Consider the following 21,223-nt stretch of genomic DNA (forward strand, 5'->3'; position numbering starts at 1 on the left):
CCCCTGCAGTTCTCTGATCCCACAGGAGTTTCTCTCATGAGCACAGGAAGCATCACCGCGAGAGAGATGTTCGACGCGGACCAGGCGTCTCGGGCACTCGGTATCGAGATTTCCGAACTGGCGCCAGGTAGCGCAACCGTGACCGTCACGGTGAGCGAGAACATGGTGAACGGTCACGGAATCACACACGGCGGCTTTGTTTTCCTGCTCGCGGACACCGCGTTCGCGCTCGCCTGCAACGGCTACGAGGATTCAGCCGTTGCAGCGCGTGCGGACATCCGATTTCTCCGTCCAACACGTCTGGGCGACATGTTGACCGCCGTCGCGTGCGAGAAGGCACGAGGGGGCCGAAGCGGGATCTACGACGTGACGGTTCGCAGTGGCGACACCGTCGTGGCCGAGTTCCGCGGCGACAGTCGAACCATCTCCCGGTAGTTTCACCCCAAGGCGTTTCACCCCACGGCGTTTCACCCCACGACGGGAAGCTCCAAAGGGCCGGACCCGTCGGCGAAGATCGTGACCGGCATGCCTTGCAATCCCCCACGGAAACTGATGTCGCCACCGGTGATTGCCAGGCGAACAGAATGCCCCGGCTCGAATCGATGCACTATCGCCGGCATCGTCACCGGTACCGGTTGCAACGGATCACTGATGCGAACAGGTGCGATGAGCCCGTTGATCAGCGACGACGTCCCGTCCGGTGCCACGTCGTATAGCTTCGCGAACACCACCGGCTGCCCAGGCGCCGCGACGCGCAACGTCACGGTGGGAGCTCCCACCACGTCCATTGCCTCGGACATCGGCGGCCTGGTCCACAGCGCCTCGGTCCCCGGAATCTGTGCATTCGGAATGTTTCCGGCCGGATTGATATTGAGCGGCTCGACGCCCGTCGGGAGCCCACCCGGTGCGGTGACAATCGTCTTCGAACCAGGGGCCACCGGCGCACCGTCGGGCAGTAGTCCCCCGTCAGCGGACAGATGGAAGGAGCGGGCGGTCCCGACATCGACGGTGTCGGACGTCGCGTATGCCGGCGCCGCGTTCCCCTCGTAGTCGATCCAGTTACGGAAGTACGCGAACTCCGGTCCGGTCTCCGTGTTCTCGTCCTTGAGGTAGTGATCAAACCAGTCCATGAAGCGACCGGTTTCGTACTGGGTGTCTTCGTCGGGTGCGGAGAAGCTGAATTCGCCCGGCGCAGCAGCCAAGTGGCTGTGTCCCCACGAATGCCAGATCATCTTGGCGTCCACGCCGCGCGCTTTCAGGTCGTCGTAGGTCGCGGTTGCCTCGTTCAGATCGAACAGGGTGTCTTGTTGTCCCTGCGCAAGCAGTACCGGAATGTTGATCCGGTCGACGAACGACGACACCGACGACGCTCGGAGATCACTCACTACCTGCGGTCCGATGTCGCCGGTCACCACCGCCTCGGCGATCGCGTTGCACATGTACGGGACGTAGTTCGGGCAGCCGGGTAGTCGTGCGGGGTCGGCGATGTAACCGTCCACACCGGGGTTTGCAATGCCGGCACCGAAGAGCAGCGACGCAAAAAGCACTTTCGCGGCTCCCGGTTCAGCAGTCGACACACCGGAGATGATCCCGGTGCTGTTGGGCGCCAGGGAATACGAGAGGTCGTTCCAGGTGATCATGGGGATGATCGTGTCGATACGGGGATCCACACTCGCGGCGGCGAATTGAATGCCACCGCCGTAAGAGCCACCCGTCATGCCGAGCCGCGGGTCGTTCGTCGACGGTGCACCGTTGTGATCAACAGAGTCCTGCACCACCGCGGTGAGCGCCGGATAGGGCTGCGTCAGAGCCTGATCCGTGTAGGCAATCCCCTCTTGGCCGCCGAGGAAACTGACCAACTTCGAAGCGGCGACGCCGTCGTATGCGGGAGAGTCGAGTGTGATCTTGCAACTCGAGCCGCCGAAGCCCAATCCCGAATACGTCAGTCCGACATACCCGTTCTCGGAAAAGTTCTGCAGAGCGGGAATCTGATCCTTGTACGAACCGCCGAACCCGTTGGTGGTCAGGATCGCGGGAGCTGGGTGGTCCGCATCGACGCCGTCGGGAACAAAAAGTTCACCGACGACGGTGCACGGCGTCGAGAGTTCAGGCCCGACATCGACCGAGAAGTACAGTAGCTGTGACGAATACGAGCCGTTCGGTGAATCCGCGAGCGCCGGCGGCGAGAAGCCGAGGGCACAAACCACGAGCGTGACGATACTGATCGCTATTCTCCGGCGCACCTGAAAACCGTACACCCGGATCTGTTCTCCGCCAGCCTGATCGGGTGCGTGCCGCCGAAGTTTCCGCAGCAGGTGTCACGCCGGGCCGGGTCGACGTCTACTTGACCGTCAAGGTGCCATGCATGCTCGGATGATAGGTGCAGTGGAACGTGTACGTTCCCGGCTCGTTCGGCACCGTGATGGTTTCCGTCTCCCCAGCTTCGATGTCCTCGTTGAACAATCCTGCGGTATCGGACGTGACCGAGTGCTCGACGGTGTCGTTGTTCTGAATGGTCAGTACCTGTCCAGGCATCACCGACTCCGGTGTCGAGTACTCGAAGCCGCTGATCACGATTCCCATCGATGACGCTCCCGGCGTCGACATACCCAGAGGCATGCTCGGCATCGACATGCTGGTCGGCTCGCTGGTCATCGCCATGCCATAGTGATCTGCCGAATCGCTGTCCGACGAATCGCTGTTGTCACTGCACGCGGTCAGTGCGAACACCGCCAGGATCAGCGCTGCGAGCACCGCGAGAATCCTCCTCATTGCTTCGCCTCCTGCTCGTTCCCCCGCAGTCTGCTGATTACCCGCCGCCTAGAGGGCCAAACAGCTCCGATGTGGTGCCTGCGACGCTGATAGTGCACGATTTCTGCACCAGCTCCACTTGCAGACCGACACTGAAGGACACAGCACAGATGGCCAAGATCAAAACGTCGAAGGCAGCCAAGACGAAGGCGCCGGTAGCTTCAAAAGCGCCCGTGGCGAAGGCGCCCGCAGTCCTCTGGAAGGACCTACCGGACGAGCACGACTACCCGGCGGCCCGCGATTACCTCCAGTTGGGCGCGACACCGGTCCAGGTTCAAGCTCTCGTGTACGCCCTCAAGACGGCGACGCTGGTCTCGAAGAAAGCCAAGGACATCCTGCGGGCTGCTGGGCTCCCTCTGCTTCCGGTCGACAACCCACACGTGGCTGCCGACCTGAAGAAGATCCGCAAGGGGATCGCGCTGTCACCGATCCTGCTGGTGCAGGGAGACTTCCGCGCCGGAGTACCGGCGCAAATCGCCGACGGCTACCACCGGGTCTGTGCGAGCTACCACGTGGACGAGAACACCGGCATTCCTGCAAAGATCGCTCCCTCGACAGTGACGTCGTAGGTCGTCGATGACCTTCGGCATCCTTGCCCTCGTCGCACTGGCCGGCATCCTCGGTCCGCTGCTCGGCGCTCGCGTCAGCTGGCATGTCCCTGTGGTGGTCGGCGAGCTTGCCGCGGGCGTCGTCTTCGGTGTCACCGGTTTCGGGCTACTCGACTCTTCCGACCGAACTTTCACGTTTCTGGCCGATATCGGGTTCGCGCTCACGATGATGGTGGCCGGCTCGCACGTCCCGGTCCGCGATCCGGCAGTTCGTGCGGCAATAGGCAAGGGTGCCGTTCGCGCGGTTGTCGTCGGACTCCTGTCGGTTGTTGCCGGCTACGGTGCAGCGACGGCGTTCGGCACCGGCCACGCCGCGTTGTACGCCGTCCTGATCGCATCGTCGTCCGCGGCGTTGATTCTCCCCATCGTCGATTCGCTGGCGCTCGGTGGAACCTCGGTTCTGCAGATGACTGCCCAGGTCGCGATCGCGGACACAATCTGCATTGTCGCGCTGCCGTTGGTGATCGACCCGGACAATGCCCCTCGTGCCGGCGTAGGCGCAGTGGCGGTGGCGGTGTCTGCAGTTGCCTTGTTCTTCGTACTGCGAGCCTTCCACCGGTCCGGCCGTTGGCGAAGGCTCCACAAGTTCTCCGAGAAACGGAAGTTTGCACTCGAACTCCGGATCAATCTGGTGATCCTCTTTTCTCTGGCAGCGCTGGCCTCCAGCACTCATGTGTCGATCATGCTCGCGGGCTTCGCCTTCGGGCTCGTTCTTGCAGCGATCGGCGAACCTCGCCGCCTCGCCAAACAGCTCTTCGCCATCACCGACGGCTTCTTCGCGCCCCTCTTCTTCGTCTGGCTGGGAGCGGCGATCAATCTGCGCGACCTCGTGACCCATCCATCCGCCATCTGGCTCGGATTGGCCTTGGGCGGCGCAACTCTCGTCGTTCACGCAGCGATACGAATCCTCGGTCTACCTCTCCCCTTGGGAGTGCTGTCCGCCGCACAACTGGGGGTACCCGTTGCCGCAGTAACGGTGGGCACCCAACTGGGGGTGATGGGCAACGGTGAACCCGCTGCCATCCTCCTCGCCGCCATGATAACGATCGGAGCAGCAACGCTGGCGGGTGCTGCCGCGTCGAAAGCTGGTCTCACGAAGCCTGCTTGACCGCGGCCCTCTCCACCGTCAGCAGGCTCTCCTCCGAATGCTCAGCGTGATACGCCGCGCCGCCGCCACGGACTCCGAAAAGCCGCTTGCTCCAGATCAGCCACACGACGGCAGCGATGTTCACCAGCAGCAACCCGGCCCTCAACCACGTGACCTTCTCCGTCAATTCGTAGATCTCGAGGGGCAGGAACAAGCTGGTCGCCACCACCGCGAAGTACTCGCCCCAGCGTTTGACCATCCACAGTCCGACAGCCTCGATCACTTGAAGGCCGGCGTAGACCAACAGCCCGACTGCGATCCAGGTGAGCGTCGTCGCCGACAACGAAAACGCCTGCTCGATGTGATGGACCAGTTTGGAATCGTCGATGTTCCAGCCCAATTGACGGGCGAGTGGCCTGATCAACGGCAATTCGTTCTCGAAGGCGTCCTCGGCGCGTCCCTTCGACGACCTCAGTTTGAACACACCGATCGCCAGAAGAACCAAACCCAGAGCGCGGAACATTCTCTCGGTGGCGAGAAGTCGCATGATCAACCGGTCGCGAAGCAGCCGTCCCCGCGGAACCTCGGGGGCCGCGTCCGCAGGTCCGGATGCTCGGGGCGCTCCCGGGACGAAGTTGCCGCAACGAAGGCACCGCCACGCCTGACCCACCGCGGTATCCACATGAAGTCGATCCCGCAGTTCCGGTTCGTCCGGAGCGTAGGTCTCGTGACCGTGCCAACTGCACGAGCGCAATGCGAAGTCCACGGGTGAACTCTATGCCGCATATGCCCGGTAGCGTGGATACCCGCTGACCGTGCACTTCGAACGACGAGGATTCCGATGACTACCACCAAGATCGAAACCCGGCATGGCGTCATGGCCGTCGACGACAGTGCCACCGACGGTTTCCCGGTGGTCTTCATCCATGGAAACTCGGCCAGTCGCTCCATCTTCCGCAACCAGGTCGACGCCGACTGGGCCGGCGGCTACCGCATGATCACCCTTGACCTACTCGGTCACGGTGATTCCGAGGACGCGAGCGATCCCGAAGCCGCGTACACCCAGGGCGGCTACGCCGACGCCATCGTCGATGTTCTGACCGAACTCGGCGTCGAACGGGCCGTGGTTGTCGGTTGGTCGCTCGGCGGACACATCGCCCTCGAGTTGATCGCGAAGTTCCCCGGGCTCGCTGGAATCGTCATCACCGGTACGCCGCCTGCCAATCCCGAGACGCTAGGCGACGCATTCAATGCCGGCGACGGATTGTCCATCGGCGGTACCGAGGTCATCACCGAACAGGAAGCCGAACTCTACGCTCGGATGACCGCCGTTCCCTTCGAACAGGCGGCCCTCGAGGCCGCGATTCGTACGGACGGTCGCGCTCGCAAGATCATGTTCGACGCATTCGGCGCGGGCCGCGAATCAGATCAGAAAGCTCTCGTCGCAACAGCGGCCGTGCCGCTCGCGGTGATCGACGGTGCCAGGGACCCGTTCGTGAACACGTCGTATGTCGCGTCGTTGACCTTCGCGAACCTTTGGGAGGGCACCTATCACCTCATCCCGGGAGTCGGGCATGCGGCGTTCTGGGAAGCCCCTGAGGTCTACAACCCGCTGTTGCAAAGGTTCCTCGGCGGTTTCGCGAGGTAACCAGCTGGACGCGACGTCCAATGAGATAGTAGCCCCTCGACAATCCGGCCATGTCCGGATTGTCTATCGCCGTCCTACAGTTCGGAAAACGACTGGAGGCACTGCGATGACCATTCTCGAGCACGGCACGGAAACGTGCATCGGTGGACCAACCCTTCCTCAGGTACGACGCCTCGTCACCGAAGTGCCTGGCCCCAACTCGCGCGCTTTGGCCGAACGCCGGGGCGCCGCACTGCCGGCCGGACTGACCAGCGGATCCAGCATTTACGTTGCTGCAGCGGGCGGAGGAGTTGTCGTCGACGTCGATGACAACTCGTTCATCGACTTCGGGAGCGGCATCGCCGTAACCACCGTCGGAAACAGCGCGCCGCGCGTGGTCGAACGGACTACGCGCCAGCTCGGTCAGTTCACCCATACGTGTTTCCTCGCAAACCCCTACGAGGGATACGTCGAGGTCTGCGAAGCGCTCAACCGCCTGACCCCGGGCGACCACGAGAAGCGAACAGCGCTGTTCAACACCGGCAGCGAGGCGCTCGAGAACGCCGTGAAATACGCACGTGCCGCCACCGGTCGCCCGGCAGTTGTCGTCTTCGACCACGCATTCCACGGTCGCACGCTGATGACCATGACGATGACAGCCAAGAACCAGCCGTACAAGGCCACATTCGGCCCGTTCGCTCCCGAGGTCTATCGGGTTCCGATGGCCTACCCCTACCGTTGGCCGAGCGGCCCCGAAAACGCGGCCGACGAAGCATTCGCACAGTTCCGTCTTGCGATCGACACTCAGATCGGTGCCGAATCGGTAGCCGCCGTGGTCGTGGAACCGATTCAGGGTGAAGGAGGTTTCATCGTTCCGGCACCGGGATTCCTGAAGCGCGTCGCCGAATTCTGCCGTGAGCGCGGCATTCTCGTCGTCGCGGACGAGGTCCAGACCGGTATCGCACGAACCGGCGCCTGGTTCGCCTGCGAGAGTGAGAACTTCGTCCCCGACATCATCACAACTGCAAAAGGTCTCGCCGGCGGAATGCCACTCGCCGCCGTGACCGGCCGTGCCGACGTCATGGACGCCGCGCATCCCGGTGGTATCGGCGGTACGTACAGCGGCAATCCAGTTGCCTGCGCGGCCGCCTTGGCAGTTTTCGAGACGATCGAGGTGGAAGGCCTCCTCGACCGTGCCAAGGACATCGGCGAGATCCTGACCGCAGGACTGTCCGAAATCTCTTCGGCCACAACCATCATCGGCGATATCCGTGGACGCGGCGCCATGATTGCGATCGAACTCGTCCACCACGAGGGCAAGGCTCCGAATCGCGCGGCCGTCGCCCAGATCGTCAGCTACGCCCACACACACGGTCTCCTTCTCCTCACCGCCGGCACCTACGGAAACGTCGTCCGGTTCCTCCCGCCGCTGAGCATCTCCGACGAATTGCTGGCCGAAGGCCTCGATATCCTTCGCGACGCAGTGGCCGCAGTCCGATGAGCGTCGCAGTGCGCAGCTTGATCGGCGGAGCTTGGGTCACGGGATGCGAAGGCACACTGACAGATACCAACCCGGCGCGTCCCGACGAAGTTGTCGCCACCGGAGGCCGCGCCGGTGCCTCCGAAATGGCGACCGGCGTTCGCGTCGCCCGAATTGCCGCAAACGACTGGGCGCGCCTGCCGATGTCCGTGCGCGGCGCATACCTCACTCGCGCAGCAGAAATCATCGAATCCAACGCCGAGGCCTGGGGTGAAGAACTCACCCGTGAAGAAGGGAAAACACTGGCCGAGGGTATCGGAGAAGTACGCCGGGCGGCGCAGATTCTGCGTTACTACGGCAACGCCGCCGACCGCGAGTCCGGAACGATGTATTCCTCCCCTCGCAGCGGCGAGCAGATTCTCGTCACTCGCAAGCCTCTCGGAGTGGTAGGCGTCGTCACGCCCTTCAACTTCCCGATCGCGATCCCGGCATGGAAGATTGCGCCCGCCCTGGTATACGGAAACACCGTCGTCTGGAAACCGGCTGCCGCGGTGCCTCTTCTGGCTTTCCGTCTCGCACAGGCATTGACCGAAGCAGGCCTACCCGACGGTGTCCTGAACATGATCCTCGCCGACAGCGCGGCCGGTGAAGCGCTGGTCGATCATCCGGACCTCGACGCCGTAACCTTCACCGGTTCCACCGGCGTCGGCCGAAAGATCGCGGGAGCTGCTGCGGCGCGCGGAGTTCCGGTCCAGGCGGAGATGGGTGGAAAGAACGCAGCCATCGTGCTTGCCGACGCAGATCTCGAGCTTGCAGTCGAGCAGGTCATGCTCGGCGCATTCCGATCAACCGGCCAGAAATGCACGGCCACTTCACGTCTGGTGCTCCACGAATCCATCGCCGAGGAGTTCCTGGCGAGGCTGACAGTCGAGGTCAAGGAACTGAGAGTCGGAGATCCACTCGATCCCGACGTCACTACAGGTCCCGTGGTCAGCGCATCCGCACAGAAGTCGATTATCAACGGGATCGATCGAGCCGTCGGCGGCGGCGCCAGAGTTGTGGCCACCGCCGAAGCGCCGGAGACAGGCCACTACGTCCAGCCGACGGTGCTGGAACTACCGGCGAGCACCGAACTGTGGTTCGAGGAGCTTTTCGGCCCGGTACTGGCGGTGCAGCGGGCAGCAACAACTGCAGACGCATTCCGCTTGGCAAACGAGGGCGAATTCGGTTTGTCCGCAGCGTTGTTCACCCAGGATCTGGCCAACGCCCTTGCCGGTATCGACGACCTGGACGTGGGGATCCTGCACGTCAATTCGGAATCGGCGGGCGCTGATCCTCACGTACCTTTCGGCGGCGTGAAAAAGAGTGGATACGGGCCCAAGGAACAAGGCGACGCGGCGCGAGAGTTCTTCACTCACACCACCACCGTCTATCTCAGGGGCGGCCGAGCGTGATCTGAATTCGATTCCGCCTGCAGCAGTTCACGAGCTTTGAGCGCGACCCACAGCTCGGACCGAGTGTGGGCGGAATCGAGATCTCGGCCGATCAACTCGGCAGCCTTGTCCATGCGGTTGCGCAGCGTGTGCCGGTGAACACCCAACTGCGCTGCAGCGGACTCCCATTGACCATTGTGGTGCAGGAACGCTTCGATCGAGTCCACCAGACGAGAACCGTTCTCGGCGTCGTAGTCTTCCAGCACACCGAGACAGCCGTCAGCGATCGACTGCAGAACATCGTTCGACTGCACGCTCAACAGGATACTGAAAGTCCCGAGTTCCGAGAACGAAACGAGCGTGTGACCGTCGACCTGCCCCACTTTGGCAGCAGAGACGGCCTCGCGCAGACTGGCTGCTACACCGCTCATCGGCCGGACGCTTCCGATTCCGCCGTTGATGCTCCGGCGTGAATTCTCCCGCACTCTCGCATAGGCACTGCGCGTGACCTTCTCCGCAACTTCACTTTTCACGACGAACCACACGCCGGTACCGTCATTCAGCGGAGCCAAGAGGTACGGCACCGCCTCTTCTTCGAGGGCCGCTGAAGTGATGTCGGTTGCCGCCAGCAATGGTCCGACATCGGTCAAGGCAGTTGCAACCACCGGCGATTCGGATTCGAATCCGAAGTACCGCAACAGACTTTCGTCGACGTCGCCGCCGGCCTGGCGCACCATCGTCGCGACCGCCAACCTCAGCCGCTGTTCGGCATTGACAACCCGTGACGGCTTGGCAAGCTCGATGGTCAACAGCGATACCGTGTGCCCGACCAACAGTCGTTCGGACTGATCCAAGGCGGCGTCGGACGCCACGGCGAGCGTGCCGCTCACGGCAAGCCGGTGAATAGCCAGGTGGCCGTCGTCGTCCACCACGACCCGGCTGCGCTCCTTGCCTGATCGCTCCCTGATGCGTTCGGGCAGAGACGAACTCGCACCTTCCGTCAGAGCCAGCACCGCTCCGTCCCGATCGAGAACACACACTGCTGCATGAACGGCTCGACCCAGGGCAGTGATCAGGGCCGGCACCCCGTCGAGCAGGGCACGCGCCAATTTCTCCTGCGCGTCGACCACCGCCTGCACCGTTCGTATCTGGTCGGCGGTCAGTTCGTCGATCACGGCCCGCGAGATGGCGATGAACGGCGTCTCCTTGGCGACGGAAAGCACGGCGAAACCCAGTTCGTCGCCGGCCCTGATGATCGCGTCCGGAACCTTCGCGTGCACGGTGCCGGTGTCGAATGCCAGTGCCACTGCACCGGTCTGCGCAATGCGCTCGACGTACTCGTATTGCTTTGTCGCCGAACGCGAAAGGTGCAGTCCCGTCGTCATGACAAGTTCTCCACCGGCGAGCCACCGACTCGGATCCTGCAATTCGATTGCGTGCGCCCAGCTGATCGGCAGATCCACGTCGTCGTGACCTGCAACGATCGTCAGGCCGAGCGAGGTGGTGGCCGCCAGCCGCCGAACAGTCATCGGCATTGCCGGAACCTCCGAAGGCAGTGGACAGAACTGACAGTTTCCAGTTGAGTTTTGTACATCAGGTCCATGTTCTGGATCACACGATGAGTTTAGCGTCTCTCCGAAAGAACTGATCGCGTCATGTAATAGGAGCTGAGCCCAGATGCCCGACAGCAGCACCGAAACAGCCGAAGCCGCCAGTGTTCATTCGACGCTCAAGACAGGCCTGAAGAAGCGCCACCTGACCATGCTTTCCATGGGCGGTGTCATCGGAGCCGGTTTCTTCGTCGGGCTGAGCGGAATCATCAACCAGGCCGGGCCCGGCGCCGTCATCACGTGCGCGATCTGCGGCATCATCGTGTTCCTGGTGATGCGCATGCTCGGTGAAATGGCGGTGGCCAAACCGTGCACGGGATCGTTCACCGAGTACGCGCGAATGGCGTTGGGCGACTGGGCGGGCTTCACCACTGGCTGGCTGTACTGGTACTTCTGGGTGATCGTCGTCGGCATCGAATCCGTCGTCGGAGCTACTCTGCTCTCCCGGTGGATCCATGGCGTCCCACTCTGGCTCATGTCAGCGGTACTCCTGTTGGTGATGACCGGAGTCAACCTTCTCTCCGTCAGCAACTTCGGCGAGGCCGAATACTGGTTTGCGGGTATCAAGGTCGCCGTCATCATCGGCTTCATCGTGCTCGGCAGTCTGTTCGTCTTCGGCATCTGGCCCGGCAGTGAAGTCGATTTCAGCAACCTGACCGGCCACGGAGGATTTTTGCCGAACGGCTTCACTCCCGTACTGGTGGGCGTCGTCGCCGTGATCTTCTCCATGACCGGAGCCGAGCTCGTCACGATCGCCGCAGCGGAATCCGCCGAACCGGCCGGAGCGATCAGACGAGCCACGAACACCGTCGTCTTCCGTATTCTCGCCTTCTTCGTTGTCGCCACCTTCCTCCTCGTGTCGATGCTGCCGTGGGATTCGTTTGTCGTCGGCGATTCTCCGTTCATCTCCGCACTCGACCTGCTTGGAATTCCTGCCGCCGCCGACATTCTGAACCTCGTGGTTCTGGTCGCGGTGCTGTCCTGCCTCAACTCCGGCCTGTACACGGCGTCGCGGATGCTCTTCGCGCTCTCGGTCTATAACGACGCGCCGGCCTGGATGACGCGGACCAACAGCCGCGGGGTGCCGGTGAAGGGCGTACTCGCCTGCACCGTGGCCGGCTACTTCTGTATCGCGGCCGGGTACATCTGGCCGGATACGATCTTCTTGTTCCTCGTGAATTCTTCCGGCGCAATCTGTTTGTTCGTCTACATCCTGATCTGTGTATCCGAACTACGCCTCCGTCGCCGATGGGAACGTGAAAGCCCCGAGATTCTGAAATTCCGTGTCTGGCTGTATCCCGGCCTACCGATAGTGGTCACCGGCCTGATTCTGGTGATCCTTGTGGGAATGGGTCTCAACGAACCCACGCGCGCGGAATTCGTCCAAAGCCTGGTCGCGCTGAGCATCATTCTCATCGCGTACGGTGTGAAAAAGTCTCGTACGCGAAAAGTCGGATCGTTCGTGACTGTCTCGGACAACGTGCACAGCAGTTCGGACAACGCTTGAAACAGGCATCGATCGAGCAGAAATTTCTCTTTATCCGGATTCAGGGCAAGATAGACAGCACGCCGATCACTGCCATCGCCTCCGAAGGGCACAGTTCTCGGCGAACGCTCCAGGAATGGTTCAACGAACCACACGACAACGAGTGGACAAAGCACCAGAAATCCGGCCGAGCGATCATTCCGATTCGAGAGCGCCCGAGATGATTCTTCTTGTCTCGCTTTCACCGTCGTTGATAACACCAAATTCAAGACGGAGAATGATCTTCGCGGTCACGCCGAATCAAAGGCGTGGAGCGGCGGCGCTTCCGCAATCCTGGCCGCGACGAATGTCGCGGATTCGATGATGTACCAAGAAGAAGCGGCAGGCGGCAATACCATCCGCTCGGCTCAGATCTGATTCACAGCCACGTCAACGGGTGAACGCTCCGACCGGATTCGGTGTCGGTTGCCGCCAGATACGCATCGACGCGCTCAGCCGTCAGAGCCTTGCTGATGTGATAGCCCTGGACCAGGTCGCAGCCGACCCACTGAACTCGGCGGAACTGCTCGATGGTCTCTACTCCCTCGGCCAACGACTTCATGCCAAGTGCTGCAGCCAACTCGACGATGGATTTCACCACGGACATCTTCGGATCGTCCGAGTCGGTGACAAGCATGCGATCGATCTTGAGAACGTCGATCGGCAGTCTCTGGAGCGTGGCGAAAGACGAATAGCCGGTGCCGAAATCGTCGAGTGCGACGGTGACACCGAGTTCACGCAGCTTGTAGAGATCCCGGATTGCCCGATCGTCCACAACACCTGTCTCGGTGATTTCGAGTTGGAGCAGATGCGGAGGCAAACCCGAATCCGTCAGGGCCTTCTTCACCATCGCGCCGAACTCTCGCGACACCAACTGCACTGGTGAAACATTGACCGAGACGCCTATTCCGCTCGGCCACCCCGCAGCAGCCGCGGTCGCCATCGCCATTGCCTGCGCGCCGAGGGGGATGATCATTCCGGTTTCCTCTGCCACCGAGATGAACTGACTGGGCCCGATGAGGCCGCGACTGGGATGGTTCCACCGGAGAAGAGCCTCGAAGCCCACCACTTCGCCGGTCTGAGTGTCGACCTGGGGTTGGTAGTGGAGATCGAACTGCCCTTCCTCGATCCCTCTGTCCAGCTCGTGCAGCGCTGTTGCCCGCGCCGATGCCCGCGCTCGCAGTAACGGCGAGAACTTGCCTACTCGATTCCGTCCCGTCGACTTTGCTTCGTACAGAGCCAGATCCGCCAGCATCACCAGTCCGTCTGCGTCGATGGAATCCTCGGGTGCGCTTGAGTAACCGATCGTGGCCCGCACCTCGATTCGACTGCCTTCGACGAAGAAAGGCTCATGGAGCGCTGCCAGATAGCGATCGAAAATGACACTGGGATCATCGCCGGCCGAGGTACAGACGATGAGTCCGAATTCGTCGCCGCCCATCCGCGAGCACATGTCCGAACCGATGACGTCGCGCAGGCGTTTCGTGACTTCGAGAAGTAAGTGGTCCCCGATCGGATGGCCGAGGGTGTCGTTCACCGACTTGAAGTTGTCGAGGTCGAGAATCCCGACGAGAACCTGCTTCTCCGGCACACGAGATTTGATGGCCTCCTCGAGCGCCACACCAAAGGCGCGACGGTTCGGCAACCCGGTCAGCGAGTCGGTGGCAGCAAGTCGAAGGATCTCCTGCTCGTGGACATACCTCTCCGTGATGTCCGATCCGACACCGCGCCAACCCAGAATCACCCCGGATTCGAGAACGCGAGGATTACCGGAGAGTGACCACCAGCGTCGCTTACCGTCGACATGCACTGGAACGACGGCGTCCCGGAAAGGAGCACTCGATTCGAGTTTGTCGATCAGCTGGGCTGCGGCCGCACGCCCCTCCGGACTCGACGCGATCTGGAGTCTGGTGAGGAGTTCTCCGAAGGCGAGTTGCTGCAACTCGTCCACCGTCATACCTGCAACCTCGGCGAGACGTGCCGAGGTGTGGGAGAACCGGCCGTTGGTGTCGCACTCCCACAGCCAGTCTCGGGAACCGCCCTCGAAACCGTCGAGCAACAGTGCCACAGTCTGACGCTCGGATTCCGCCTGAAACTCTGCGAGACAACGTCGCTGGAACGAGGCCGACAGATAGACCGCCCCCACAGTGAGCGCAAACATGTAGATGCACAACTGAATCGCAAGTACGCGAAAGTGGGATTCGGTGTGGACGACGAGAACAGTGAATACGCCGAGGCCGTGAATGTAGATCCAGGTCAGGCTCACCGATCTCAGGCTGGAGAACGTCACGGTCCCGGCGCCCATGATTCCTGCCATCGTCGCGATCAGAACCAAGTCGCGGAAGACGTCCATGTCGTGGAAAAGCAGGGCAAAAAGTGTGACGTCGAGGCCCGCGACCACGATCACCTCGAGGAGCAGACCCGCGTAGTCGTAGCGCGGTGTGTGTTTCGACGGTCGCCAGCGAAGGGGAATCCAAACTCGAATCGAGTTTGCGAGGACAAGAAGGACGAGCGCGCCACCCAGCCACCTGAGCGTCTGACGTCCGGGCGGAACGGTATACGCCAGAATCACCACCAAACTCGCCATGTACGCAAGATTGGCGAACGGTGCGACGGCCGCGGCTTCGTCGATCTGACGGCGAAACAGGCTGTTACAGTCGGATTCCGAAGCAGGATCTTGCCTAGCTGATCGACTCAGACGGTTCATCAGCGAGGCATCCTGACATCTACGCAGGCGCCATCAGCGGGCGTCAAAACCGCTCGCCTGCCCATCCGAACCTCCCCTGGCTCCCCACCGAACCCTTGTCCGGTGAAACGTCAGTGTTTCAGACTCGCTGCTTGTTTCCTTCACAACGGTAGCCATCTGACGAAACGATTGGGCGCAGATCACTATATCCAGAGGTCGATCGACCGATATTCCAGGATGACAAACAATTGCTGAATATTAGCTTGATGCACGCTTGTCGCCGACCGCGACGCGGGGGATACGAGAGGTGGGGAACAACGCAGCGATCGCGAGCAGCGCTGCCACGGCAAAGGCGACACGCAACGCGTCCAACCTGGCATCTTCGTTCACATTCACGATCGCGTCCGCCGTGGATTCGGCGACACCGGCATCACTGAGAGCTGATCGAAGTTGCGTCGTCGACAAGAAGGGCACGCCCGAGTCCAGGTCGGTGCTCGCTTGCTGCTGCACCGAGGTCGGAACTGCCGGGTTGTCTTCGATCCCGGCAATCGCTGATGTCGTGAGAGTTGCAATGAGAACTGATCCGATCAGCGCGGTCCCCAATGATGCGCCCAGGTTCGTGGCAGTGTTCTGCAGCCCGCCGACCTCGGTACTGCGATCGTCCGGGACCGCCGACACGGTGACCGCTCCGAGCTGCGAAGACAGGCAGCCCAAGCCGAAACCCATGAACAGCATGGGGATCATCACGACCGCCGCGTTGGCTCCGGGGTCCATGCCCGCCACGAGCATCAAGATGCCGAAGATCATGACCAACAATCCGACCCGAACCACGCGCCGCGGATTCGCGGTAGGCCGCAGCTTCGGAATACCGATCGCAGCCAACACGAGCGCCGCCGACAACGGCAGGATGCGAACTCCCGTCTCGAGGGCGCTGAGTTCCAGAACTACGGACAAGAACAACGGGACCGCAAAGAACACGCCCGCCTGGACCAGAAACTGCGCGAAGAACATGGAAAGCCCGCCACTGAGCTCGCGGTTTCGCAGCATCGCCGGATCAAGCAACGGTTCTTTCCCCATAGCGGCCAGGCGCCCCTCCCAGCGCAGGAATCCGTATACGACAAGAAGCCCGGCGATCAGCAGCCACACCACCGGTGAAAGCCCCACCAGCTGTGGCCCGTCGGGTTTCGCCTGAACCCAACCCCACTCGCTCGAACGCAGAACAGCGAAGACGATCATGCCCAGGCCCACCACAGACAGGACCGACCCGAAGTAGTCGAGGCGCGACTTCGACGGTGGGACGTCGACCACCTTGCTGAGCACCAGCAAGATCAGGACAACGATCACGACTTCGCCGACGAACACGTAACGCCACGACGCAAATGTCGTCGCCGCGCCGCCGATCAGCGGCCCCACTGCCACGGCTATCGCGCCGGCTGCAGCGACGAGGCCGTAGGCCGCCGGACGCTTCTCCGCAGTGAAGTTGGTGGCGACCAGCGCGACGATCGCGGGCATGATGAGCGCCGCACCGACGCCTTCGAGGAACGACCATCCAATCAGCAGGACCGCGAGATTCGGAGCGAGCGCAGTCGTCAGAGAACCAGCGCCGTAGATGACCAAGCCGAGTGCGAAGGCTCTACGACGGCCCAACATCGACCCCACCTTGCTGCCCGTGATCATCAGAGTCGCCATGACCAGGGTGTACAGCGTGATCGCGGTTTGAATGCCGGTAATGCTCGTGCCGACGTCCTCGGCGACGGTTGCCATCGAAACGTTCATGACCGAGCTGTCCAGGGTCATCAGGAACTGGCTGCTCGCCAACACCGTGAGAACCAGTCCCGAACCCGCCTGCATCGTCGAACCAGCAACCTGTCCCTCACCCATCGTGCGGGTATACCCGGTGTTCAGGTCCTCGAAGCAGACCGGTCAGTGCTGTTCGAGAGTCAGCTGATCCGCCCAGGCCGACACGTCCCCGCGTTCCAGCGCCACCGCCAGCAGTTCCGGAAACTTGTCCGGCGTGCACGCAAACGCGGGAATGCCGAGGGCACTGAGCGCCGCCGCATTGTCGTGATCGAACGACGGTGCCCCGTCGTCCGAAAGCGCCAGGAGAACCACGACTTGAACGCCGGAGGTCTTCATGGCCGCCATGCGGCGCAACATCTCGTTGCGGATACCGCCCTCGTAAAGGTCGGAGATGAGGACGAACATCGACTCGGCGGGACGCGAAATCAAGGACTGGCTGTACGCGATCGCGCGGTTGATATCTGTGCCGCCACCGAGTTGAGCCCCGAACAGGACGTCAACGGGATCGGACAGTTTGTCTGTCAAGTCAACGACGGCGGTGTCGAAAACGACGAGCGAAGTCTTCAGCGCCTGCATCGATGCCAACACCGCGCCGAACACCGATGCGTAGACGACGCTGGACGCCATCGAACCCGATTGGTCGATCGCGAGGACCACGTCGCGCTGCACGGATTTCGACTTTCGGCCATACCCGACGAGCCGCTCCGGGACGACGGTTCGATACTCCGGAAGGTAGTGCGACAGATTTGCTCGGATGGTTCGGTTCCAGTCGATGTCGCGCAGCTTCGGATTCGACGTTCTGGCCGTCCGATTGAGTGCGCCGGTAACTGCAGCCTTCGTTTTCTGTGCGATTCGCTCCTCGACTTCGCGAACCACCTTGCCGACGACCATCCGAGCAGTTGCCTTGCTGGCCTCCGGCATGACCTGATTGAGGCTCAGGAGGGTCCCGACCAGGTGCACATCGGGTTCGACCGCGTCGAGCAGTTCCGGTTCAAGCAGCAACTGCGCCAAACCCAGTCGGTCGATCGCGTCCTTCTGCATCACCTGCACCACCGTGCTGGGAAAGTACGTCCGGATATCGCCGAGCCATCTGGCGACGGACGGCGCCGACGCCCCCAATCCGGCTGAGCGGCGTCGCCCCTTGGTCGGGCCGGACGAATCGTAGAGTGCGGCAAGAGCTGCATCCATTCGACTGTCGCCCGGTTGGCCCAGCCCACCCGTCGATTCTTCGGCGGATTCCCCGAGCATCAATCTCCAGCGTCGAAGGCGCTGATCGTCGTCGCTCATGCGCCCACCCCCAAGATGTCCGCAACGACCGCCATTGCCGCTCTGCCGCGTCGAGCATCGGTCTCCACTGTCGTTTCGACGCGTCGTCCGCCTCTGACCGCCTGACCGATCGCCCGACGTTCCCCTGCTTCGAAGGCTCCGAACGTGCGTCGAAGCAACGGAAGCGTGTCGATGAAATCCTGCTCACGAAGTTGGCGAACCCACGTGTCGATCAGAGTGAGCAGCGCTCGATCGTGAACGAGCACAAGCCCTCCTCCGCCGAGAAACCCGTCGACCCACCCAGCCTTGGCGGTTGGTGCGCTTCCCACCGAAAGGGCCCGAGACAAACGCTGAGCCGCAGCGGTTTCCGTAATGGAACCGCTGTCGCGCAGTAGCCGCACCATCCGGCCGACGAGAAGCCCGTTGACATCGTCACGGTCGATCACCCCGGCCATCGCCTGCAACCACCGTGCGCTCGCATCACTGTCGTCACGGACCATGACTGCCGAGTGCACCTTGTCGAGGTGATCGCGAAACTCCTCGGCGCTGGGATCGTCCAACCCGGTGACGGCGACTGCGAGGCCGGTGCAAATTCGGATCAGCAAGCTGTCGGCGACGTCGATCAACGCCGACACGTCGGTTCCGCGCACGTCGCCGTATCGCAGTGTTCGGGTCAGCGTGGGCAGCGCGGCCATCAGATGTGACACGTCATGATCCAGCGCTGCAACCGTTTTCACGTTTTCCAACACGGCGGACAGCGCGGCGGGAAGGTTTGCCAGCAGCGAGTCCTCCAGCAGTTCGATGAGTGAAGCAAGAGTGATTTCCGGTTCGTGAATCTTCGAGACGACCCGCGACGCTGCCGCTTCGGCCACCGTCGTACCCCACAGCGACGCCTCGATCACCGACACCGAGAATTCGGGTTTCCATTGCAGTGCCCAGGTTTCTCGGAAGGTTCCGGTGGAACGGACCTCACTGTCGGCCGGAGTCCCCCAATCGATCTCGAGAATTCCCAGACGGTGCAGGAACTGGGAACGCTCGACGTCGATGTCGCGTCGCAGGTCCAGATCGAGATCCTTTGCCCCTGCTTGTTGTTTGAGCCGCAAAGTCTTCGAACGTGCGCGCAGGTCTGCTTCGAGTGGGACTGTCGGCGTCTCCTCGGGCACGGCGCCCAGTGCTTCGCCCACAACGAGCCTCCGCGTGATCAGATCCAGGAGAACATCGTTGCCGTCGCACATCACCGACCTCGTGGCCTCGGTAACTTCCGACAATCCCGCTAAGGGGCGAGAACGCAGTGCTGCCAACGTGTCTGCCAACCGGACAGCCTCGATGACGTGGGCACTCGAGATCGGAAGGTCCTCGTCTCTGAGCACCCGGGCAACTTTGGTGAGCCACCGGGTGATCGCCTTGTAGTTCGCGGTGAACAGATGGTGATACCAACCCGGCGACGTGATTCCGGCGCCGTAACCCGATGCCGACGCAAGGCGTGAATGTGTCCAGGGAACCCACGTCAGCGACGTCTTGACCTTGGACATTCCTTTGAGAATGCGGGCATCGGGGGCTGCAGGACCCAAGGCACCGACCAACGCCGGCGCGTGCCACGCACCGCAGACGACGGCGACCCTCTCAGCGCCTTCTTTCAACGTCTTCCGCAGCACTTGGCGCATGTACGCTTCGCGATGCGCTGTCTCCTCGTCGATCGGTACGGTTTCACGCAGCGCCTCCATCGCCTCGGTGATCGCATCGAAAGAGTCTGCGCCCGAGCTCGATTCGATCACCGAATCCCACCAGCGTTCGGTATCGTCGAAACCCGCGGCCGACGCCAGTTCAGCCAGAGGATCACCCTCGCGTGTAGTACGAATCCCCTGATCCGCCAACACGTTGAACGCGGGCAGGTCGCAGAACCGTGCCTGCACACCGTTGTTCGCAGCCCACTGCAGCGCTTGCCACTCGGGTGAAAACACCGCAAATGGCCAGAAAGCCGCCTTCGACGGTTCACCAGTGGCGTACGCAAGCAACGCAATCGGCGGTTCCATCGACTCGGATGCCGCCAGCATCACCAACGGGTCTGCATCCGAAGGCCCTTCGATCAGGACGACGTCGGGCGAAAACTCTTCCAGACCTTGCCGAACCGAACGGGCAGATCCCGGGCCGTGGTGACGGATACCGAAGACCCTGACACGCAGGTCCGGAATGGCGATGGTCACCCGGTGACCTCGCGGCATGCCCGGTAGAAGTCGGACCACTCTCCGCGCTCACGCACTACAGCCTCGAGGTACTCGTTCCACACGACCTTGTCTGCGACCGGATCCTTGATCACCGAACCCAGGATTCCGGCAGCGACGTCGGACGCCCGCAATACACCGTCCCCGAAATGCGCGGACAGCGCCAGACCATTGGTGACCACCGAGATAGCCTCCGCCGTCGAGAGGGTTCCCGAGGGGGACTTCAGTTTGGTGCGGCCGTCGGTGGTAGTTCCCGATCGTAGTTCCCGGAACACTGTGACGACCCGGCGAATTTCCTCGGCTGCTGCGGGGGTCGTCGGCAATTCCAGTGCTGCGCCCAGCTGTTCGACTCGGCGCGCCACGATAGCCACCTCGTCCTCCTCACTGGCCGGCAACGGCAGGACAACGGTATTGAACCGTCGACGCAATGCCGACGACAGATCGTTGACACCGCGATCACGATCGTTGGCGGTTGCGATCAGATTGAAGCCCTTGGCTGCCTGCACCTCGATGCCCAGTTCCGGTACCGGCAACGTCTTCTCGGAGAGAATGGTGATGAGCGCGTCCTGCACATCGGCGGGAATACGCGTCAACTCTTCGACACGAGCGATCTTCCCGGTTTCCATCGCGGTCATCACTGGAGAATGCACCAACGCACCTGCCGTCGGTCCTTCCGCAAGTAGGCGGGCGTAATTCCAGCCGTAGCGGATAGCTTCCTCGGGAGTACCGGACGTACCCTGAACCAGGAGCGTCGACGCGCCCGAGATTGCCGCCGAAAGATGCTCGGAGACCCAGGTCTTGGCTGTTCCCGGCACCCCCAACAACAAAAGCGCCCGATCGGTGGCAAGAGTTGCGACGGCCACTTCCATCAACCGCCGCGGACCGACGTACTTCGGCGAAATGACTGTTCCGTCATCGAGAGTGCCACCCAACAGATACGTCACCACAGCCCACGGCGACAAGTTCCACGACGGCGGGCGCGGGCGGGTGTCCTGCGCGGCAAGCGCCGCGAGTTCGAGCGCGTACTCCTGCTCTGCGTGGGGCCGCATCAGCTTTGCCGGTTCCGCG

Annotated in this window: 16 protein-coding genes; 7 read left to right on the forward strand and 9 right to left on the reverse strand. The window is 62.2% G+C overall.

The window, feature by feature from the left end; translation table 11 throughout:
• Positions 1 to 36 precede the first annotated feature (36 nt).
• Positions 37 to 435, forward strand: a complete 399-nt coding sequence (paaI, locus tag ACSW29_RS20170; protein WP_448278113.1) for a hydroxyphenylacetyl-CoA thioesterase PaaI — start codon at positions 37 to 39, stop codon at positions 433 to 435.
• 32 nt (positions 436 to 467) lie between these two features.
• Here the strand turns inward: paaI and ACSW29_RS20175 are convergent, their stop codons facing one another.
• Positions 468 to 2,258, reverse strand: a complete 1,791-nt coding sequence (locus ACSW29_RS20175; protein WP_448278114.1) for a CocE/NonD family hydrolase — start codon at positions 2,256 to 2,258, stop codon at positions 468 to 470.
• An 82-nt stretch (positions 2,259 to 2,340) separates the two neighbouring features.
• Entirely contained in the window at positions 2,341 to 2,772 is a 432-nt protein-coding gene (locus ACSW29_RS20180; protein WP_317826055.1) for a cupredoxin domain-containing protein, read from the reverse strand.
• Positions 2,773 to 2,921: 149 nt separating this feature from the next.
• Here ACSW29_RS20180 and ACSW29_RS20185 point away from each other — a divergent pair, with 149 nt between their 5' ends.
• Both ACSW29_RS20185 and ACSW29_RS20190 read left to right on the forward strand, forming a co-directional pair.
• Complete coding sequence (locus tag ACSW29_RS20185; RefSeq protein WP_317826056.1) at positions 2,922 to 3,380, forward strand: hypothetical protein; 459 nt, start codon at positions 2,922 to 2,924, stop codon at positions 3,378 to 3,380.
• Between the two features lie 7 nt (positions 3,381 to 3,387).
• Positions 3,388 to 4,527 carry a cation:proton antiporter gene (locus ACSW29_RS20190; RefSeq protein ID WP_317826057.1) on the forward strand — a complete coding sequence of 380 codons (1,140 nt, stop codon included), beginning with the start codon at positions 3,388 to 3,390 and terminating at the stop codon, positions 4,525 to 4,527.
• Here the strand turns inward: ACSW29_RS20190 and ACSW29_RS20195 are convergent.
• Positions 4,511 to 5,272, reverse strand: coding sequence for a DUF2127 domain-containing protein (locus ACSW29_RS20195; protein WP_230817285.1), 762 nt, complete (start codon positions 5,270 to 5,272; stop codon positions 4,511 to 4,513). The two genes, ACSW29_RS20190 and ACSW29_RS20195, sit on opposite strands and share 17 nt — an antisense overlap.
• A gap of 75 nt (positions 5,273 to 5,347) precedes the next feature.
• Between ACSW29_RS20195 and ACSW29_RS20200 the strand changes: the two genes are divergently transcribed.
• The 3 genes from ACSW29_RS20200 to ACSW29_RS20210 all read left to right on the forward strand — a co-directional run bounded on the left by ACSW29_RS20200 (position 5,348) and on the right by ACSW29_RS20210 (position 9,067).
• Positions 5,348 to 6,154: an alpha/beta fold hydrolase gene (locus ACSW29_RS20200; protein ID WP_448278115.1), complete on the forward strand. Its 807-nt coding sequence runs from the start codon at positions 5,348 to 5,350 to the stop codon at positions 6,152 to 6,154.
• A gap of 106 nt (positions 6,155 to 6,260) precedes the next feature.
• Positions 6,261 to 7,634: a 4-aminobutyrate--2-oxoglutarate transaminase gene (gene gabT, locus ACSW29_RS20205; RefSeq protein WP_448278116.1), complete on the forward strand. Its 1,374-nt coding sequence runs from the start codon at positions 6,261 to 6,263 to the stop codon at positions 7,632 to 7,634.
• A complete protein-coding gene (locus ACSW29_RS20210; protein ID WP_448278117.1) occupies positions 7,631 to 9,067 on the forward strand; it encodes an aldehyde dehydrogenase family protein in 1,437 nt (478 codons plus the stop codon). The genes gabT and ACSW29_RS20210 overlap by 4 nt, the downstream gene beginning before the upstream one ends.
• Here ACSW29_RS20210 and ACSW29_RS20215 read toward each other — a convergent pair.
• A complete protein-coding gene (locus ACSW29_RS20215) occupies positions 9,043 to 10,575 on the reverse strand; it encodes a PucR family transcriptional regulator (RefSeq protein WP_448278118.1) in 1,533 nt (510 codons plus the stop codon). The genes ACSW29_RS20210 and ACSW29_RS20215 overlap by 25 nt on opposite strands.
• Positions 10,576 to 10,723: 148 nt before the next feature.
• Between ACSW29_RS20215 and ACSW29_RS20220 the strand changes: the two genes are divergently transcribed.
• Positions 10,724 to 12,163, forward strand: coding sequence for an amino acid permease (locus ACSW29_RS20220; RefSeq protein ID WP_448278119.1), 1,440 nt, complete (start codon positions 10,724 to 10,726; stop codon positions 12,161 to 12,163).
• Between the two features lie 397 nt (positions 12,164 to 12,560).
• Here the strand turns inward: ACSW29_RS20220 and ACSW29_RS20225 are convergent, their stop codons facing one another.
• From ACSW29_RS20225 to ACSW29_RS20245, 5 genes are all read right to left on the reverse strand, one after another.
• Positions 12,561 to 14,888, reverse strand: coding sequence for a putative bifunctional diguanylate cyclase/phosphodiesterase (locus tag ACSW29_RS20225; protein WP_448278120.1), 2,328 nt, complete (start codon positions 14,886 to 14,888; stop codon positions 12,561 to 12,563).
• 237 nt (positions 14,889 to 15,125) lie between these two features.
• Positions 15,126 to 16,748 carry an MFS transporter gene (locus ACSW29_RS20230; protein WP_448278121.1) on the reverse strand — a complete coding sequence of 541 codons (1,623 nt, stop codon included), beginning with the start codon at positions 16,746 to 16,748 and terminating at the stop codon, positions 15,126 to 15,128.
• A gap of 42 nt (positions 16,749 to 16,790) precedes the next feature.
• On the reverse strand, positions 16,791 to 17,954 hold the full coding sequence (locus tag ACSW29_RS20235; RefSeq protein WP_317826065.1) for a VWA domain-containing protein: 1,164 nt from the start codon (positions 17,952 to 17,954) through the stop codon (positions 16,791 to 16,793).
• Positions 17,951 to 20,155 carry a DUF5682 family protein gene (locus tag ACSW29_RS20240; RefSeq protein ID WP_448278122.1) on the reverse strand — a complete coding sequence of 735 codons (2,205 nt, stop codon included), beginning with the start codon at positions 20,153 to 20,155 and terminating at the stop codon, positions 17,951 to 17,953. The genes ACSW29_RS20235 and ACSW29_RS20240 overlap by 4 nt, the downstream gene beginning before the upstream one ends.
• Complete coding sequence (locus ACSW29_RS20245) at positions 20,134 to 21,204, reverse strand: ATP-binding protein (RefSeq protein ID WP_317826142.1); 1,071 nt, start codon at positions 21,202 to 21,204, stop codon at positions 20,134 to 20,136. Before ACSW29_RS20245 ends, ACSW29_RS20240 begins: the two co-directional genes overlap by 22 nt.
• Positions 21,205 to 21,223: the final 19 nt, after the last annotated feature.

Source organism: Rhodococcus sp. GB-02 (assembly GCF_053470465.1).

Bases quoted from the DNA above. Each gene is read 5' to 3' on its own strand.
- paaI (WP_448278113.1), top strand. From the start codon at position 37: ATGAGCACAGGAAGCATCACCGCGAGAGAGATGTTCGACGCGGACCAG.
- ACSW29_RS20180 (WP_317826055.1), bottom strand. From the start codon at position 2,772: ATGAGGAGGATTCTCGCGGTGCTCGCAGCGCTGATCCTGGCGGTGTTC.
- ACSW29_RS20185 (WP_317826056.1), top strand. From the start codon at position 2,922: ATGGCCAAGATCAAAACGTCGAAGGCAGCCAAGACGAAGGCGCCGGTA.
- ACSW29_RS20190 (WP_317826057.1), top strand. From the start codon at position 3,388: ATGACCTTCGGCATCCTTGCCCTCGTCGCACTGGCCGGCATCCTCGGT.
- ACSW29_RS20200 (WP_448278115.1), top strand. From the start codon at position 5,348: ATGACTACCACCAAGATCGAAACCCGGCATGGCGTCATGGCCGTCGAC.
- gabT (WP_448278116.1), top strand. From the start codon at position 6,261: ATGACCATTCTCGAGCACGGCACGGAAACGTGCATCGGTGGACCAACC.
- ACSW29_RS20210 (WP_448278117.1), top strand. From the start codon at position 7,631: ATGAGCGTCGCAGTGCGCAGCTTGATCGGCGGAGCTTGGGTCACGGGA.
- ACSW29_RS20215 (WP_448278118.1), bottom strand. From the start codon at position 10,575: ATGACTGTTCGGCGGCTGGCGGCCACCACCTCGCTCGGCCTGACGATC.
- ACSW29_RS20220 (WP_448278119.1), top strand. From the start codon at position 10,724: ATGCCCGACAGCAGCACCGAAACAGCCGAAGCCGCCAGTGTTCATTCG.
- ACSW29_RS20225 (WP_448278120.1), bottom strand. From the start codon at position 14,888: ATGAACCGTCTGAGTCGATCAGCTAGGCAAGATCCTGCTTCGGAATCC.
- ACSW29_RS20230 (WP_448278121.1), bottom strand. From the start codon at position 16,748: ATGGGTGAGGGACAGGTTGCTGGTTCGACGATGCAGGCGGGTTCGGGA.
- ACSW29_RS20235 (WP_317826065.1), bottom strand. From the start codon at position 17,954: ATGAGCGACGACGATCAGCGCCTTCGACGCTGGAGATTGATGCTCGGG.
- ACSW29_RS20240 (WP_448278122.1), bottom strand. From the start codon at position 20,155: ATGCCGCGAGGTCACCGGGTGACCATCGCCATTCCGGACCTGCGTGTC.
- ACSW29_RS20245 (WP_317826142.1), bottom strand. From the start codon at position 21,204: ATGCGGCCCCACGCAGAGCAGGAGTACGCGCTCGAACTCGCGGCGCTT.